At 58.8% G+C, this 14,092-nt stretch carries 15 protein-coding genes and 1 other RNA gene; 9 read left to right on the top strand and 7 right to left on the bottom strand.

The annotated features are described in order from the left end of the window. Positions 1 to 51: 51 nt before the first annotated feature. Entirely contained in the window at positions 52 to 1,041 is a 990-nt protein-coding gene (locus AC07ED_RS10025; protein WP_105235658.1) for a Bug family tripartite tricarboxylate transporter substrate binding protein, read from the bottom strand. 187 nt (positions 1,042 to 1,228) lie between these two features. Between AC07ED_RS10025 and AC07ED_RS10030 the strand changes: the two genes are divergently transcribed. From AC07ED_RS10030 to AC07ED_RS10040, 3 genes are read left to right on the top strand one after another with little or no spacing between them, the layout of a single operon-like run. Beyond that, complete coding sequence (locus tag AC07ED_RS10030) at positions 1,229 to 1,900, top strand: response regulator transcription factor (RefSeq protein ID WP_105235659.1); 672 nt, start codon at positions 1,229 to 1,231, stop codon at positions 1,898 to 1,900. After that, positions 1,893 to 3,284: a sensor histidine kinase gene (locus AC07ED_RS10035; protein ID WP_105235660.1), complete on the top strand. Its 1,392-nt coding sequence runs from the start codon at positions 1,893 to 1,895 to the stop codon at positions 3,282 to 3,284. Before AC07ED_RS10030 ends, AC07ED_RS10035 begins: the two co-directional genes overlap by 8 nt. After that, positions 3,281 to 4,312, top strand: a complete 1,032-nt coding sequence (locus AC07ED_RS10040) for an ABC transporter substrate-binding protein (RefSeq protein ID WP_105235661.1) — start codon at positions 3,281 to 3,283, stop codon at positions 4,310 to 4,312. Before AC07ED_RS10035 ends, AC07ED_RS10040 begins: the two co-directional genes overlap by 4 nt. Before the next feature lies 1 nt (position 4,313). Here the strand turns inward: AC07ED_RS10040 and AC07ED_RS10045 are convergent, their stop codons facing one another. Further along, complete coding sequence (locus AC07ED_RS10045) at positions 4,314 to 5,927, bottom strand: FMN-binding glutamate synthase family protein (RefSeq protein WP_105235662.1); 1,614 nt, start codon at positions 5,925 to 5,927, stop codon at positions 4,314 to 4,316. Between the two features lie 175 nt (positions 5,928 to 6,102). On the opposite strand from AC07ED_RS10045, the gene ffs reads away from it, so the two are divergent. Next, positions 6,103 to 6,199: signal recognition particle sRNA small type (gene ffs / locus AC07ED_RS10050), an RNA gene on the top strand. A gap of 16 nt (positions 6,200 to 6,215) precedes the next feature. Here ffs and AC07ED_RS10055 read toward each other — a convergent pair. Further along, positions 6,216 to 6,566 (bottom strand): DUF6404 family protein, encoded by a 351-nt coding sequence (locus tag AC07ED_RS10055; protein WP_105235663.1) that lies wholly within the window; start codon positions 6,564 to 6,566, stop codon positions 6,216 to 6,218. A gap of 134 nt (positions 6,567 to 6,700) precedes the next feature. Here AC07ED_RS10055 and AC07ED_RS10060 point away from each other — a divergent pair, with 134 nt between their 5' ends. The 4 genes from AC07ED_RS10060 to recR are packed head-to-tail and all read left to right on the top strand — an operon-like array spanning position 6,701 to position 9,786. Beyond that, positions 6,701 to 8,461 carry a DNA polymerase III subunit gamma/tau gene (locus AC07ED_RS10060; protein WP_105235664.1) on the top strand — a complete coding sequence of 587 codons (1,761 nt, stop codon included), beginning with the start codon at positions 6,701 to 6,703 and terminating at the stop codon, positions 8,459 to 8,461. Then, entirely contained in the window at positions 8,437 to 8,844 is a 408-nt protein-coding gene (locus AC07ED_RS10065) for a hypothetical protein (protein WP_158664542.1), read from the top strand. The genes AC07ED_RS10060 and AC07ED_RS10065 overlap by 25 nt, the downstream gene beginning before the upstream one ends. A gap of 1 nt (position 8,845) precedes the next feature. After that, positions 8,846 to 9,190: a YbaB/EbfC family nucleoid-associated protein gene (locus tag AC07ED_RS10070; protein WP_067549847.1), complete on the top strand. Its 345-nt coding sequence runs from the start codon at positions 8,846 to 8,848 to the stop codon at positions 9,188 to 9,190. 2 nt (positions 9,191 to 9,192) lie between these two features. Then, positions 9,193 to 9,786: a recombination mediator RecR gene (recR, locus tag AC07ED_RS10075; RefSeq protein ID WP_105235666.1), complete on the top strand. Its 594-nt coding sequence runs from the start codon at positions 9,193 to 9,195 to the stop codon at positions 9,784 to 9,786. Positions 9,787 to 9,843: 57 nt separating this feature from the next. Here the strand turns inward: recR and AC07ED_RS10080 are convergent, their stop codons facing one another. Next, entirely contained in the window at positions 9,844 to 10,611 is a 768-nt protein-coding gene (locus tag AC07ED_RS10080) for a DUF1013 domain-containing protein (RefSeq protein WP_105235667.1), read from the bottom strand. A 132-nt stretch (positions 10,612 to 10,743) separates the two neighbouring features. Here AC07ED_RS10080 and AC07ED_RS10085 point away from each other — a divergent pair, with 132 nt between their 5' ends. Continuing rightward, positions 10,744 to 11,379: a ribonuclease T2 family protein gene (locus AC07ED_RS10085; RefSeq protein ID WP_105235668.1), complete on the top strand. Its 636-nt coding sequence runs from the start codon at positions 10,744 to 10,746 to the stop codon at positions 11,377 to 11,379. 37 nt (positions 11,380 to 11,416) lie between these two features. Here the strand turns inward: AC07ED_RS10085 and AC07ED_RS10090 are convergent, their stop codons facing one another. From AC07ED_RS10090 to AC07ED_RS10100, 3 genes are all read right to left on the bottom strand, one after another. Continuing rightward, the gene (locus AC07ED_RS10090) at positions 11,417 to 12,889 is read right to left on the bottom strand and encodes an NAD-dependent succinate-semialdehyde dehydrogenase (protein ID WP_105235669.1); all 1,473 of its coding nucleotides are present in this window, start codon (positions 12,887 to 12,889) and stop codon (positions 11,417 to 11,419) included. Between the two features lie 96 nt (positions 12,890 to 12,985). After that, positions 12,986 to 13,408, bottom strand: coding sequence for a hypothetical protein (locus AC07ED_RS10095; protein ID WP_105235670.1), 423 nt, complete (start codon positions 13,406 to 13,408; stop codon positions 12,986 to 12,988). Positions 13,409 to 13,422: 14 nt separating this feature from the next. Next, complete coding sequence (locus AC07ED_RS10100; RefSeq protein ID WP_158664543.1) at positions 13,423 to 14,007, bottom strand: TetR family transcriptional regulator; 585 nt, start codon at positions 14,005 to 14,007, stop codon at positions 13,423 to 13,425. Positions 14,008 to 14,092 lie beyond the last annotated feature (85 nt).

Below are 14,092 nucleotides of genomic sequence, written 5' to 3' on the forward strand. Positions count from 1 at the left end.
GGACGCCGCAGAACCCCGCGGCGTCCGATCATAAAAAGGTCTGTGACCTAATTACTGGATGATGCCGATTTCGCGCGAGATCTGTTCGATCTGAGCAACGGAGTTGGCAACAAAGGCTTCGAACTCAGCGCCTTGCAGGTCGAGCGGAGCAAGGCCGTTGTCAGCCATGATCTGTTTCCACTCGTCGGAAGCGTAGAGCGTTGCGATCTGAGCAACCCAAGCGTCGTATGCTTCGTCCGACATGTTGCCCGGTGCGTAGAACCCGCGCCAGTTCGCGCCGATTGCGTCTACACCCTGCTCACGTGCGGTCGGGAATTCGGCGAAATCGCCGCCCAGACGTTCAGGAGACAGAACAGCCACAACGCGGATGTCGCCCGAGTCTACGAAACCTTTGGCTTCGGAGATGTCGCCAGTAAAGGCTTGAACCGAACCAGCGAGCAGCTGGGTTACGGCTTCGCCGCCGCCATCGAACGCGATGTATTTAACCGAACGAACATCGTCGATGCCGTAAGCGTTTGCAGCGATCAGAACCTTCAGGTGGTCCCAACCACCAACAGCCGAACCACCAGCGACCGAGATCGAGGTCGGGTCGTTTTTAACCATGTCGAGAAGTTCGGTCAGGTTGTCGATTTCACTGTCAGCAGCAACTGCGATCACGCCGTAGTCAGCGCCAACCGATGCCAGCCAACGGACTTGGTCCATGGTGTTGCCCGGGTATGCGCCCTGAGCCAGACGAGTTGCAGTTGCAGAGGATGCTGCAACGATCAGGTCGTTGTCATCGCCGCGCTTGTTCACAACTTCTGCGAAGGCAACGCCGCCACCGCCACCAGCGAGGTTCACAACCTGCATGGTCGAGCCGATTAGACCCTGATCCTGAAGCGATTTACCAACCTGACGGCAGGTGAAGTCCCAGCCACCACCAGGGTTCGCAGGTGCGATGCACTCTGGGTTTTCAGGGGTATAGCCTTCTGCCGATACGGTCAGTGCGCTTGCGCCCAGCAGGGTTGCGATGATCGCAATACGAGTCGCTTTGAATGTCATGGTTTCCTCCTTGGTGTGTCAAACAGCGGGCTTAGCCCCCTGCTTTGGAATTCGACCCGCGTCCCATACCGCCCTTTGCAGCATCCTCATCGCGGGTTAAGCAAGATCAGTATCCGATAAACCTGTCACGAACCTGTCACTGGGATTTTCGCGGCAAATCAGGGCCTTACCAAAGGGAATCACGGCGATGCGCGTTTTGATGGTCGAAGATGCCACCGATTTGGCCGAGGCGGTTGTCACCAGCCTGTCGCGGTCTGGGATGGCCTGCGATCACGCCGCTAGCGTCGAAGGGGCCGAGGATTTTCTCGCTGTTCAGAGCTATGACGCGATCATCCTCGACATCAACTTGCCCGACGGGTCTGGCACCGAACTGCTGCGCAAAATGCGGGCGGGCGGGGATCGGACGCCTGTCCTGATGCTCACCGCACTGTTTTCAGTCGATGACCGCGTTGGGGCGCTGGACCTCGGCGCGGATGACTATCTGGTGAAACCCTTTGATCAGCGCGAATTAGAGGCACGATTGCGGGCCTTGTTCCGCCGCGAGTCCGAACAGAAAAGCGATACCGTTGCGCTGGGTCCGTTGCAGTATTCGCCCGCACAGATGACGGCGACGCTTCATGGGGATCGGTTGGATTTAACCCGCCGCGAGGCTGCTCTGCTCGGGTTATTGATGCGCAGCCCTGGTCAACCGCTGAGCAAAGAGCGGCTTTATGACGGGCTGTTTACCTTTTCGGATGCCGATGTGGGGCTGAACGCGATCGAGCTATACATCGCGCGGCTTCGCAAGAAATTCGCGGGCAGCCCGATCACCATCGCGACCCAGCGCGGGGTTGGTTATCGGATCTGCGTTGATGAGTAGCCTCGCCCTCCCCCGCGCCAGAAGCCTCTTGGCCCGCGTGATGACGGGCGTTTTGACGATCTTATTTTTGGGCGGCGTTCTGGTGACGTTGGCCGCGTGGAGCAACGGACGACAAGCGGCCCGCCAAGCCTATGACCGTATCCTGATCGGCGCGGCGAATGACATCGCGGAGTCCATTCGCATTATCGACGGGCAACCTGTCACGGTCCTCCCCGTCTCAGCCTTTGAACTGCTGGCGCAAGCGCCCGATGATCGGATCACATATGCCGTTCGTGGGCCTGATCTGACGCTTTTGACGGGGCACGAGACGGCGCCGCTGCGCGAGGGACGCGCGGATGCAGAGCAGCTCTATGATGGGACAATGAACGGAGAGGATGCGCGGTTCGTCGACGTGACCCGCCGTTTCTCCGAACGCGATTTTTCAGGCGTGGTGCGGGTGACGGTCGGGCAAACCCGACGGGCGCGGGATCAAATGGCGTTCGACTTGACCTTGGACGCGCTGATCCCTGTGGGGGTGGCGGGTGCCGCACTGGTGCTGGTCGCGTTCTTTATCGTGCGGTCGGCCTTGCGTCCACTCGAGGCGATTGCGGGCGGGTTTTCGCAGCGTGATCCTTATGACCTGACGCCCTTGGACGATCAGAACGTACCCGCAGAGGTGGGCGTGATCCTCCACGCTATGAACAGGTTTATGCAGCGGTTGGATCGGCAGATCGACGCGATGCGGAACCTAATCTCGGACACCGCGCACCAATTGCGCACCCCTGTCGCCGCGATCCGTGCCCAAGCGGAATCGGTGACCGAAGAGGACGACCCCGAAAGAGCGCAAGTCGCGATTGCGCGGTTGTTGAAACGAACGCGGTCGTTGGGGGTTTTGCTGGATCAGATGTTGTCGCGGGCCTTGGTCATTCACCGCACGGACAGCGTGCCACGGGCGATGGTGGACCTGCGCGATGTGGCATTGGACATTGTGGACAGTCGCGACCACGAATTGCTCGCCCCGAATGTCGAAGTTGAACTTGTGATCGGCAGCGATCCTGTGCTGGTGAGCGCGGATGAATTTTCGCTCTCTGAGGCGGTAAAGAACCTTTTGTCGAACGCGCTGCGCTATGGCACGCCGCCCGTGCGGATTGGGGTGAAGCAAGACGGAGATCGCGCGATCCTCTGGGTCGAGGACGCGGGCAAAGGGCCTGACGATGCGGTGCTGGCACGGCTCGGGTCGCGGTTTGAACGGACGGCATCGTCGCGTGAGGATAGCGCGGGGATTGGGCTATCTATTGTGACTGCGGTGGCCCAAGCCTTTGACGGGAAAGTGGAAATGCAAAAGACACAGCATGGGTTTTCGGTCGCTCTCGTCCTGCCTCATGTGGTGGAGGATCAGGCATGAAACCGATCCTAACAGCGGCACTGATCGCCCTCGCTGCCCCCCTCACTGCCCAAGAAGCCACAACCAATTTTGGCAGCGGCCCGACCGTATTAACCCTGCGGTCCACGACCGACATCGCGATCATCGCGCCCGTTCTAGAGGCCTTTACCGAGGACAACGCCGACCTGTCGGTGCACTACGAACAATGGGGGTCAAACGCGCTCTATGAGGCAAGCAAAGCGGCCTGTTTGACCGACAATAGCCCTGCCGACGCGGTGTTTTCATCGGCGGTGCACCAGATGCTCGACCTCGTGAATATGGCCTGCGCGGTGCGCTATGTGTCCGACCTGACGACCGCGCTGCCCCCGTCGCGCAGATGGCGGGACGAGCTGTGGGGGCTGACCGAAGAACCCGCGGTCATGGCCTATAACACCGACCTCGTTGACGTGAGCGAAGTGCCACACAGTAGGTTCGAACTCCTCGACCTGATGCGGCAAAATCCTACCAAATATCGCGGCCATATCGCGACCTACGATATTGAGGCCTCGGGCCTTGGGTATCTCTATGCGTTCAACGACAGTCTTGAGGCGACGACCTTTGGTGCGCTTCTCGAAGGTTTTGCGCGGGCTGATGCGGTGGCGACCTGTTGTTCGGCTGAGATCATCGACGATGTGGCCTCGGGGCGGTTCCTAATCGCGTATAATGTGCTGGGGTCCTATGTGCAGAACGCGACCGCCACCAATGTGGGTGTGATCCTGCCCGAAGATTACACGCTGTTTTTGTCCCGCGCCTATATGATCCCTGCCAATGCCACACACGCGTCAGAGGCCGCGCGGCTGTTGGATTTCATCCTATCCCCCAAGGGGCAGCGGATCGTGAAGCAGATGGGGTTGGTGTTTCCTGACGACCAGTCGGAAACGGGGCTGCTGCCCAGTGCACGGCGGTTTATTCCGCTGAGGCCACCGCTACTGGTGGCCTTGGATCGCCATGCGACAGAGCGGTTTATTGCGCAATGGCGGGACGCTTTCGCTGCCCCGCCAATTCCGTAGATCAGATCCCGTCGTCGAAGGGATAAAAGCTCTCGGCAGAGGACCGCCGCCAGCGTTTTAGGTAGCCTTGGTTGTCCTCTTCCTCGCGCAAGAGGAACCCTTCGGGGAGGTAGGGGTAGACCTCGTGGCCTGTGACCATGTCCCCCGCTTTTTCGCGCATCATCAGGTGGTGCGGCAGAAATTGCCCCGGATGGGACAGGCCCGCAGCGCCGGTCATATCCGCCAGCGCCTTGAGCGTGTTGCGGTGGAAGTTGGCGACGCGGGTGGCCTTGTCCACGGGGTTCAGCGCGCGTTGCAGCATTTTATCCTGCGTTGCGACCCCTGTCGGGCAGTGGTTCGTGTGGCAGGCCTGCGCCTGAATACAACCGACCGCGAACATGAACCCACGAGCAGAGTTCACCCAATCCGCACCCAGCGCGAGGGCGCGGGCGATGTCAAAGGCTTGGACTAGTTTACCAGAAGCGCCCAGACGGATTTTGTCGCGCAGGCCAACACCGCGCAGCGTGTTGTGCGCAAAGGTCAGACCTTCGACCAAAGGCATCCCCATGTGGTTCGCGAATTCCAGCGGGGCCGCACCCGTGCCGCCCTCTTTGCCGTCGATCACGATGAAATCGGGGGTGATGCCCGTTTTCAGCATGGCGCGGACGATGCACATAAATTCGCGGCGGTGCCCGATGCAGAGCTTGAAGCCCACAGGTTTGCCGCCCGACAGATCACGCAGTTGCGCGATGAAGCGCATCATTTCGATCGGAGTGCCAAAGGCCGAATGGCTGGACGGTGACACGCAATCGACGCCCATCGGAATGTGGCGGGCCTCTGCGATTTCGGGGGTGATTTTCGCGGCAGGCAGCACGCCGCCCTGACCGGGTTTGGCACCTTGGCTGAGCTTAATCTCGATCATCTTGACTTGATCAGAGGAAGCCGTTTTCGCGAATTGTTCAGGGGAAAACTGGCCTTCGTCATCACGGCAGCCGAAATAGCCCGTGCCGATTTCATAGATCAGGTCGCCGCCGCCTTCGCGGTGGTAACGGCTGATCCCGCCTTCGCCTGTGTCATGGGCAAAGCCCCCCATGCGCGCGCCATTGTTCAAGGCCAAGATCGCATTGGCCGACAGCGCGCCAAAGCTCATGGCAGAGATGTTGTAGATTGAGAGGTTATAGGGCTGCGTGCAATCGGGGCCACCGACGGACACGCGGAAATCCTTATCCTCGATTTTTACGGGACGGATCGAGTGGGTGAGCCACTGATAACCGCTCTCATAAACGCGCTTTTTCGTGCCAAAGGGGCGTTTGTCCTCAACGTTTTTGGCGCGCTGGTAGACGATGGCGCGGGCATCGCGGGAAAACGGCACCTCTTCGTCGTCGCCCTCAAGCAGGTACTGACGAATTTCAGGGCGGATCATTTCAAAGAAATACCGCACCCGACCGAGAAGCGGGAAGTTCCGCAAAACCGCGTGTTTCGTTTGGATCGCATCCAAGAGGCCCAGCAGCGTCAGAATGCCCAAGATGATAGAGACAATCGGCGTGAAGATGTTGTTTTGCGGCAGCAAGAGCGAGAGCAAAAAAGCAATCGCGACCCCGAAAAACGTAGCGTATCGCAGCAAGAAAGACGTCATAAAAGTCCCCTATTCAGGCGTAGTTCTCGATCATTGCACGACCTCTGTCGCGCGACCATTCCCTTAGTTTAGACGACATCTGTAACTGGTTTCTTATAGATCGGGGCCTTTTGACAGGTTTTGGCACTTGTCTAGCCCCTTGCATCCAGCCGCATCGTCGCCTATCTGATGCTTCGAGAGGTTGGCGCGGGCGAGCGCCTCGCCAACCCGGTCAGGTCCGGAAGGAAGCAGCCGTAACGAGCCCCGCTTGGGTCGTTGTCCAGCCTCTCACCTTACCCCCCTCATTGATTAGAGTTCGCCCCATGTGGGCAGCCCCGCTTTGTCAGATTTGCGTTTAACAACAACGGCCATGACTGCGCCAAACAGCACGCCCGCAAAAATTGATCCCAGTGCCGCCTCAGCGATGCGCATGTCGTTATAGCGCCAGAGGAAGGTCCACATCAAAAGGCCCCACATCGCGCCAAAGGTCATGCCTTGGATCGTGACGATCTGCCAAAAGGTCATGAAGTGGACGGGACGAATCTCTAGCCCCATGCGGCGCAGGATGATGTTAAAGGGCGGGTCGTAGGCACGGCGGGGGATGCCCGCCTCGATGAGTTTCTCGACGGCTTTTGCGTATTTTGTTTCAAATTCGGTCATCTGATCGCGCTCTTATTCGAATGTGCCCACCGTAGCTCAGGAAATCCCGATCACAACCCGATTGTTGTGTCCTGCGTGCTGGACGCCGCGCCCCTCTGCCCCTAGGTTGGGGGCGCTAGCAGATCGAGGAATACATGACCGACACGCCCCAAGCCGGCTATCAGGTTCTTGCCCGTAAATACCGCCCCGAAACCTTTGCCGACCTCGTCGGTCAAGACGCGATGGTGCGCACGCTCAAGAATGCGTTCGAGGCCGGGCGGATCGCGCAGGCCTTTATCATGACGGGTATCCGCGGGACTGGTAAGACCACCACGGCGCGGATCATCGCAAAGGGCATGAACTGTGTTGGCCTTGACGGTCAGGGCGGCCCTACGACCGAACCCTGCGGCCAGTGCGAACATTGCACCGCCATCATGGAAGGTCGCCACGTTGACGTGATCGAGATGGACGCGGCATCGAACACAGGCGTCGCGAACATCCGCGAGATCATCGACTCGGTCCACTACCGCGCGGCCTCCGCCCGCTACAAAGTCTACATCATCGACGAAGTTCACATGCTGTCGACGGGCGCGTTCAACGCGCTCTTGAAAACGCTTGAGGAACCGCCCGCCCACGTCAAATTCATTTTTGCGACCACGGAAATCCGCAAGGTTCCCGTGACGGTTCTGTCCCGCTGTCAGCGGTTCGACCTGCGCCGTATTGAACCCGAAGTGATGATCGCGCTCTTGCGCAAGATCGCCAGCAGCGAAGGCGCGGAGATTACCGATGATGCGCTCGCGCTGATCACCCGCGCCGCCGAAGGGTCGGCACGGGATGCGACATCGCTTTTGGATCAGGCGATTTCGCATGGTGCTGGGGAAACCACGGCGGATCAGGTGCGGGCGATGCTCGGCCTTGCGGACCGTGGACGTGTGTTCGACCTCTTTGACATGATCCTGCGCGGTGATGCGGCAGAGGCCTTGGCCGAGCTATCGACGCAATATTCCGATGGTGCGGACCCAATGGCGATCCTGCGCGATTTGGCAGAGATCACCCACTGGGTCTCGGTGATCAAGATCACCCCTGATGCCGCCGAAGACCCGACTGTATCCCCTGACGAACGCGCTCGTGGTCAAGCTGCCGCCGCGACCCTGCCGATGCGGGTGATGACGCGGATGTGGCAGATGCTGCTCAAGGCGATTGATGAGGTGTCTCAGGCCCCGAACGCGATGATGGCGGCTGAGATGGCCGTGATCCGCATGACCCATGTGGCGGACCTGCCGACGCCAGACGAACTGTTGCGCAAGATTGCGAACACCGCTCCCCCGCCCCGTCCGAACGGTGGCGGAGGTGGCGGCGGTGCACGCCCTGCCCCGTCAGGTGGCACCACAAACGCCTATGGATCGCAGCACACGCCAACCCACAACGGGCCGAGCGGCCCTGTGTCTCAGGCTGCGCCAGAACTGGCTGAACATGCGCTGGCCCGTTATGCGACGTTCGAATCCGTGCTGGAACTGATCCGTGCGCACCGCGATGTAAAACTGCTCGTTGAGGCGGAGAACTACATCCGTCTTGCCCGTTACCAACCTGGTCGGATCGAATTCCAACCTGCGGATGATGCCCCTAGCGATCTGGCACAGCGGCTCGGGTCGCGGTTGCAAGCGTGGACGGGGAACCGCTGGGCGGTGATCCTCGTGAATGAGGGTGGCGCACCGACGGTTGCCGAAGTGCGTGCCGCCGAAGAGAACGCGAAAAAGGCCGAGGCCGCGACATTGCCGATGGTGCAAGCCGTCCTCGCTGCTTTTCCGAAAGCCAAAATTACCGAAGTTCGGACGGCTGCCGACCTCGCCCAAGAGGCGCAGGTTGAAGCCCTCCAAGAAGTGGAAGATGAATGGGACCCATTCGAAGAGGATTGATCCTAGCGGCACTGCCCGCGCCTGCCTTTGCTGAAGTTTGTGAACAAGTGCGACCGCTCTGGTCGCCCGGGGTTGATGTGACCATCTGGTCAGAGCCTCTTTATACGCTGACCAACCCGCTGTTGTTCATCATGATCATCATCGCCTTGGCAGGGTCGGCATTCAGGCATGTAGGTGTGCAGATGGCTGGCATTATCGCGTCGTCGTTCCTGCTGATGTTCGTGTCGCAGCGCCTATGGGCAACGGATCATTTGGGCATCTGGGGACGTGCCACGAGAGAAGGCTGCCTTGCCCCGCCTTATGTCGCGACGGCCTTTGCAGCAGCGCTAACCGTTTATACAATCATCCGCGCCGCACGGCGCATCCTTAGTCAGAGGAAATAACATGTTCAAAGGAATGGGCGGTCTTGGCGACATGGCCAAGATGATGAAAACCGCACAAGAAATGCAGACCAAGATGACCCAGATGCAGGATGACCTGAAAAACATCACGGTCACGGGCGAAGCGGGTGCAGGTCTGGTCAAAGCGACCGCAACTGCGAAGGGCGAGTTGAAAGCTCTCGACATTGATCCGTCGATCTTTTCGGCTGACGACAAGGAAATGGTCGAAGACCTGATCCTTGCAGCGGTCAAAGACGCACAGACCAAAGCGGGTGAGCGCGCCCAAGAGGAAATGGCAAAGATCACCCAAGGTCTGGGCCTGCCCGCAGACTTTAAGATGCCGTTCTAAAATTGGCTCAGGGTCCGCAGGATATCGAAGACCTGATCGGTCTTTTGTCAAAGCTACCGGGGCTTGGGCCTCGGTCGGCGCGGCGTGCTGTCCTGCACCTGATCAAAAAGCGCAAACAGCATCTGATCCCATTGGCCGACGCGATGACGCGGGTCGGCCAAACGGCCAAGGAATGTTTAAACTGCGGAAACATCGATACTGCCGATATTTGCCCAATTTGTCAGGACGAACGCCGCGCCAATGGCGAGATTTGCATCGTTGAGGATGTCGCGGACCTTTGGGCGATGGAGCGTTCAGGCGTGTTCAAGGGGCGCTATCACGTGCTGGGCGGCACGTTGTCGGCGCTCGATGCTGTCGGTCCAGAGGATTTGCGTATTCCCAAACTCCTCGACCGGGTGACGTCCGAGGCGGTGACCGAGGTGATCCTCGCGCTTTCTGCGACGATCGACGGGCAGACCACGGCGCATTACATCGCTGACCAATTGCCTGATGTGACGGTCACTTCGCTCGCCCAAGGTGTGCCTGTGGGAGGGGAGCTGGACTACCTCGACGATGGGACGATCACGGCGGCGCTCAGGGCGCGACGAAGCCTCTAGGACACAACAAAAAAGCCCCGCAAATTGCGGGGCTTTTTGTATTCAGATCAGGCGACCTTATTTGTCGTCTTCGTCTTCGTCGTCATTGCCACCCGGCAGGTTGAAGAAGCTATCTGCATCCGAGAAGTCGGTTTCTTCGTCATCACGCGGATCGTTGCCGAGGCCACCGTCACCAAGGGTGAAGGTTTCCAGACCAGAAATCGCAGTCGGGATTTTCGGCTCTGCTGGCATGTCGAGCGACTGTTCGGTCGATACCAGTTTACGACGCTCGTCGTCGGTCATTGCAGTGCCTTCGGCCGCGCGTTTCGCGTTTGCCTTTTGCACCATACCGTCGAGTTCGGATTGTTTACACAGGCCAAGTGCGACCGGATCGATCGGCTGCATGTTGGCGATGTTCCAGTGGGTGCGTTCGCGGATCGCTTGGATCGTCGGTTTGGTGGTGCCAACGAGTTTCGCAATCTGAGCGTCCGACAGTTCTGGGTGGAATTTCACCAGCCAGAGGATCGAGTTCGGACGGTCCTGACGCTTAGACAGCGGGGTGTAGCGCGGGCCGCGGCGTTTTTCTTCGCCCGAAGCTGCAGGGTTGAACTTCAGCTTCAGTTTGTGAAGCGGGTTGCCCTCGGCGGCTTTGATCTCGTCTTCAGTGAGCTGGTTGTTCGACACAGGGTCGAAACCTTTTACACCAGGCGCCACATCGCCGTCAGCGATGCCCTGAATTTCCAGCTCGTGCATGCCGACGAAATCGGCGATCTGTTTGAAGCTGATCGTGGTGTTGTCGATCAGCCAGACGGCGGTGGCTTTCGCCATAATTGGTTTGTCGGACATGGTTTGTCTCCTAACGCAAATCTTCCCCGCTGCCTTCTTTCGAAGGCGAGCCGGAATTTTCGGCCCAGTTCACATTGTCGGGGAACTCAACCTGTATATAGTCGGGGCAAAAGCAATAGAAAAGACTAAATTATGCGAAAGACTGTATTGGCGCTGGCTTTGGGCCTATCTCCGCTTGTTGCGCAGGCGGACGGAACGGCCGGAGATTTTGATTATTATGTGATGTCGCTGTCGTGGTCGCCCAACTGGTGCGCCCTCGAAGGTGACGGTCGCGACTCGCCGCAATGTGACGAGAGCGAGGATTTCGGCTGGGTTCTGCACGGGCTCTGGCCGCAGTATGAAACGGGCTGGCCCGACTACTGCCGCACCACGATCCCTGCCCCAACCCGCCGCCAGACCGAAGCCATGGCGGACATCATGGGGACATCTGGCCTCGCATGGTATCAGTGGAACAAACACGGCTTCTGTTCAGGGCTGAATTCAACCGACTACTACGCCCTCGCCCGCGAAGCCTATGAAACGCTGACGATCCCGCAGGCGTTCCGCAAATTGGAACGACAGGTGAGCCTGCCTGCCTCGCTGATCGAAGAGGCGTTCATGGATCAAAACGATGGGCTGGACGCGAATGAGATCACAGTGACCTGCATGTCGGGCTATATCCAAGAGGTCCGCATCTGCCTGACCAAGGACCTAGAGTTCCGGCGCTGTGGTGCGGATGTGTCGCGCGATTGCACGTTAGACGACGCGCTGTTTGATCCCGTGAGATAGAAAAAAGGCGGCCCGTTCAGGACCGCCTTTTTAAATCTTACACCTGAGTGCAGATGTATTTCAGTTCGAGGTAGTCCTCGATCCCGTGGTGGCTGCCCTCGCGGCCAAGACCCGATTGTTTGACGCCGCCGAAGGGTGCAACTTCGGTCGAGATGATGCCTGTGTTCACGCCAACGATGCCGTATTCCAGCGCCTCTTGAACCTTGATCACGCGGGACAGGTCGTTGGCGTAGAAGTAGGAGGCGAGACCAAAGATCGTGTCGTTCGCCATGGCAATCACGTCATCCTCGTCCTTGAAACGGAAGAGCGGAGCGAAGGGGCCAAAGGTTTCTTCTGTCGCGACCTTCATATCGGTGGTCGCATCGCAGACGATGGTGGGCAGGAAGAACTGACCACCGAGCGGGCCAGCCTCACCACCCGTAAGAACCTTGCCGCCCTTAGCCAGCGCATCCGCGAGGTGTTCGCGCACTTTTTCGACCGCTTTCGGTTCGATCAGCGGGCCAAGGTCGGTACCAGCCTCAAGGCCATCGCCAACCTTCAGAGCCTCAACCGCAGCTTTGAGTTTCGCGCTAAATTCGTCGTAAACGCCGTCCTGAACGTAGATGCGGTTTGCACAAACGCAGGTTTGACCGTTGTTGCGGAATTTACAGGCGATGGCGCCTTGAACGGCTGCGTCGATGTCCGCGTCGTCAAACACGATGAACGGTGCGTTGCCGCCCAGTTCCATCGAACATTTCATCACGTTGTCCGCGGCCTGTCGCAGCAGGATACGGCCCACTTGGGTCGAGCCTGTGAAGGTCAGTTTGCGCACCTTGAAGTTTTCGCAGAACTCTTTGCCAACGCCCGATGCGTCCTCGGACGGGATAACGCTAAAGACGCCTTTGGGCACGCCTGCTTGTTCCGCAAGAACCGCCATGGCGAGCGCGGACAGCGGAGTTTGCGAAGCGGGGCGGATGACGAACGAACAGCCCGCCGCCAGCGCTGGAGCCACCTTGCGGGCGATCATCGCGTTGGGGAAGTTCCACGGTGTGATACCAGCAGCAACGCCAATCGGCTGTTTGATCACGGTGATGCGTTTGTCGGCCATGTGACCGGGGATGGTTTCGCCGTAGATGCGTTTCGCTTCTTCGCCGAACCATTCCACAAAGGACGCGCCATAGGCGACCTCACCACGAGCCTCAGCCAGTGGTTTGCCCTGTTCGGCAGTCATGATGATGGCGAGGTCCTCTTGGTTCTCCATCATCAGGTCGAACCATTTGCGCAGGATCTTTGCCCGTTCTTTGCCCGTTTTCGCGGCCCATGATTTCTGCGCGTCGTAGGCTGCATCAATCACCTTGGCGGTTTCTTCGCGGGAAATATCCGCGACCTTGGCAATCACGTCGCCACGGGCAGGGTTTATCACGTCAAAGGTCGCACCAGATTGGGCCATGACCCATTCACCAGCCAGATAAGCTTCTTCGCGGACGAGCGCGGGGTTGGATAGCAGGGATTTCAGGTTCGTCTCGGGCATTTGGTCCTCCGGTCGAAAAATTTGATCATATTTGAACCACGGCAAATCCCAGTCGTCCAGTCCATTCACGCCGGATTGACCAATAATTCCGTCGCTCTAGTCCCGTGTGACCAACCAATGGCCCAAATAGGACAAACGCGGCGTGTCATTGAGGGAGAACGGGAAATCCCCAAAGGCATATTCAGAAACGACAACCACGGAATTGCCGTCCCCGATCCGGAGAAGAATCTCTGCCACGACATCACCGACAAAGAAGTCATCGAGCGTTTCTTTGACCCCTGCCCCAAAACCAGTGACGACATAGGTCGTATCCACGAAGGCCCCCGCCAGATCGCGATTGAACGGCACGGGCAGCCCTTCGGCGGGTTGATCAAAGCAGTAGGACAGCAGTGCCTCTTCGTCGGGGAAGTGTCCCGCAAAGACGTAAAGGCGCACTTTGCCCTCGGGCGTGGTGGGGACGGTATCGTCGTCTTGGTCGCTTTGCGCTGCGACATCGAAGAGTTCACGCCAAAAGCTCATGCGACAGACCGATGTTAGGGTTTGGATTTCTTCTTTTGCGCGGCGTCGCCTTTGACGGCCTGCCACGCGGCATGGGACAGAACCTCGACGGTTTCATCATCGGGCACACCACCCGCCGAGAGGAATTCCCGCGCGGGGCCATAGATGATCGCAGAGGCGAGAGGCCAAGGCATATCCTTGACTGTCCCCTTGGACGCCCATTTCGCGTAAATCGCCGCACCTGCTGCGCTCTCATCGCTTAAATCTTGGGCAAAGTCGGCGAAGTCGGGGTCATTGACCGCTCTAGCCGAAAGCTCTTCGTGGAGGCGGAACAGATCGGGATTATCGCGGCCCCAGAACAGGAACGATTGGATCATCGCGGTGATCGCTTTGCGCGGTTTATCCTTACCCGTGATGCCCTGCGCCTCAATCGTCCACGTGGACCGTGCATCCAAGAGTAGCGCCCGCGCAATCGCGGCTTTGCCCTTAAAGGCATGGTAGATGGAGCCAACCGTCGATGCACTGTCCCGCCCGATCTGCGCAATTGTCGCCGCAGCGTAGCCTGAGGACAAGAAGATCGCCTGAGCGGCAGTTTTGATCGCGTCTTTACGGTCGGTCATATTATACCCCGTGTTTGGTCTGTTGCGGGCAGGATACGCAGGCTTTTCCCTATTGCCCACCCTGCATTTTAAGTCACACCTCATC

It is taken from the genome of Aestuarium zhoushanense (assembly GCF_056431045.1).

What these genes read in the sequence shown, in the direction of transcription:
- AC07ED_RS10045 (WP_105235662.1), bottom strand. Translation starts at nt 5,927, where the DNA reads ATGACGTCTTTCTTGCTGCGATACGCTACGTTTTTCGGGGTCGCGATT.
- AC07ED_RS10080 (WP_105235667.1), bottom strand. Translation starts at nt 10,611, where the DNA reads ATGTCCGACAAACCAATTATGGCGAAAGCCACCGCCGTCTGGCTGATC.
- AC07ED_RS10065 (WP_158664542.1), top strand. Translation starts at nt 8,437, where the DNA reads ATGGGACCCATTCGAAGAGGATTGATCCTAGCGGCACTGCCCGCGCCT.
- AC07ED_RS10085 (WP_105235668.1), top strand. Translation starts at nt 10,744, where the DNA reads ATGCGAAAGACTGTATTGGCGCTGGCTTTGGGCCTATCTCCGCTTGTT.
- AC07ED_RS10060 (WP_105235664.1), top strand. Translation starts at nt 6,701, where the DNA reads ATGACCGACACGCCCCAAGCCGGCTATCAGGTTCTTGCCCGTAAATAC.
- AC07ED_RS10055 (WP_105235663.1), bottom strand. Translation starts at nt 6,566, where the DNA reads ATGACCGAATTTGAAACAAAATACGCAAAAGCCGTCGAGAAACTCATC.
- AC07ED_RS10035 (WP_105235660.1), top strand. Translation starts at nt 1,893, where the DNA reads ATGAGTAGCCTCGCCCTCCCCCGCGCCAGAAGCCTCTTGGCCCGCGTG.
- AC07ED_RS10100 (WP_158664543.1), bottom strand. Translation starts at nt 14,007, where the DNA reads ATGACCGACCGTAAAGACGCGATCAAAACTGCCGCTCAGGCGATCTTC.
- AC07ED_RS10095 (WP_105235670.1), bottom strand. Translation starts at nt 13,408, where the DNA reads ATGAGCTTTTGGCGTGAACTCTTCGATGTCGCAGCGCAAAGCGACCAA.
- AC07ED_RS10070 (WP_067549847.1), top strand. Translation starts at nt 8,846, where the DNA reads ATGTTCAAAGGAATGGGCGGTCTTGGCGACATGGCCAAGATGATGAAA.
- AC07ED_RS10025 (WP_105235658.1), bottom strand. Translation starts at nt 1,041, where the DNA reads ATGACATTCAAAGCGACTCGTATTGCGATCATCGCAACCCTGCTGGGC.
- AC07ED_RS10090 (WP_105235669.1), bottom strand. Translation starts at nt 12,889, where the DNA reads ATGCCCGAGACGAACCTGAAATCCCTGCTATCCAACCCCGCGCTCGTC.
- AC07ED_RS10030 (WP_105235659.1), top strand. Translation starts at nt 1,229, where the DNA reads ATGCGCGTTTTGATGGTCGAAGATGCCACCGATTTGGCCGAGGCGGTT.
- AC07ED_RS10040 (WP_105235661.1), top strand. Translation starts at nt 3,281, where the DNA reads ATGAAACCGATCCTAACAGCGGCACTGATCGCCCTCGCTGCCCCCCTC.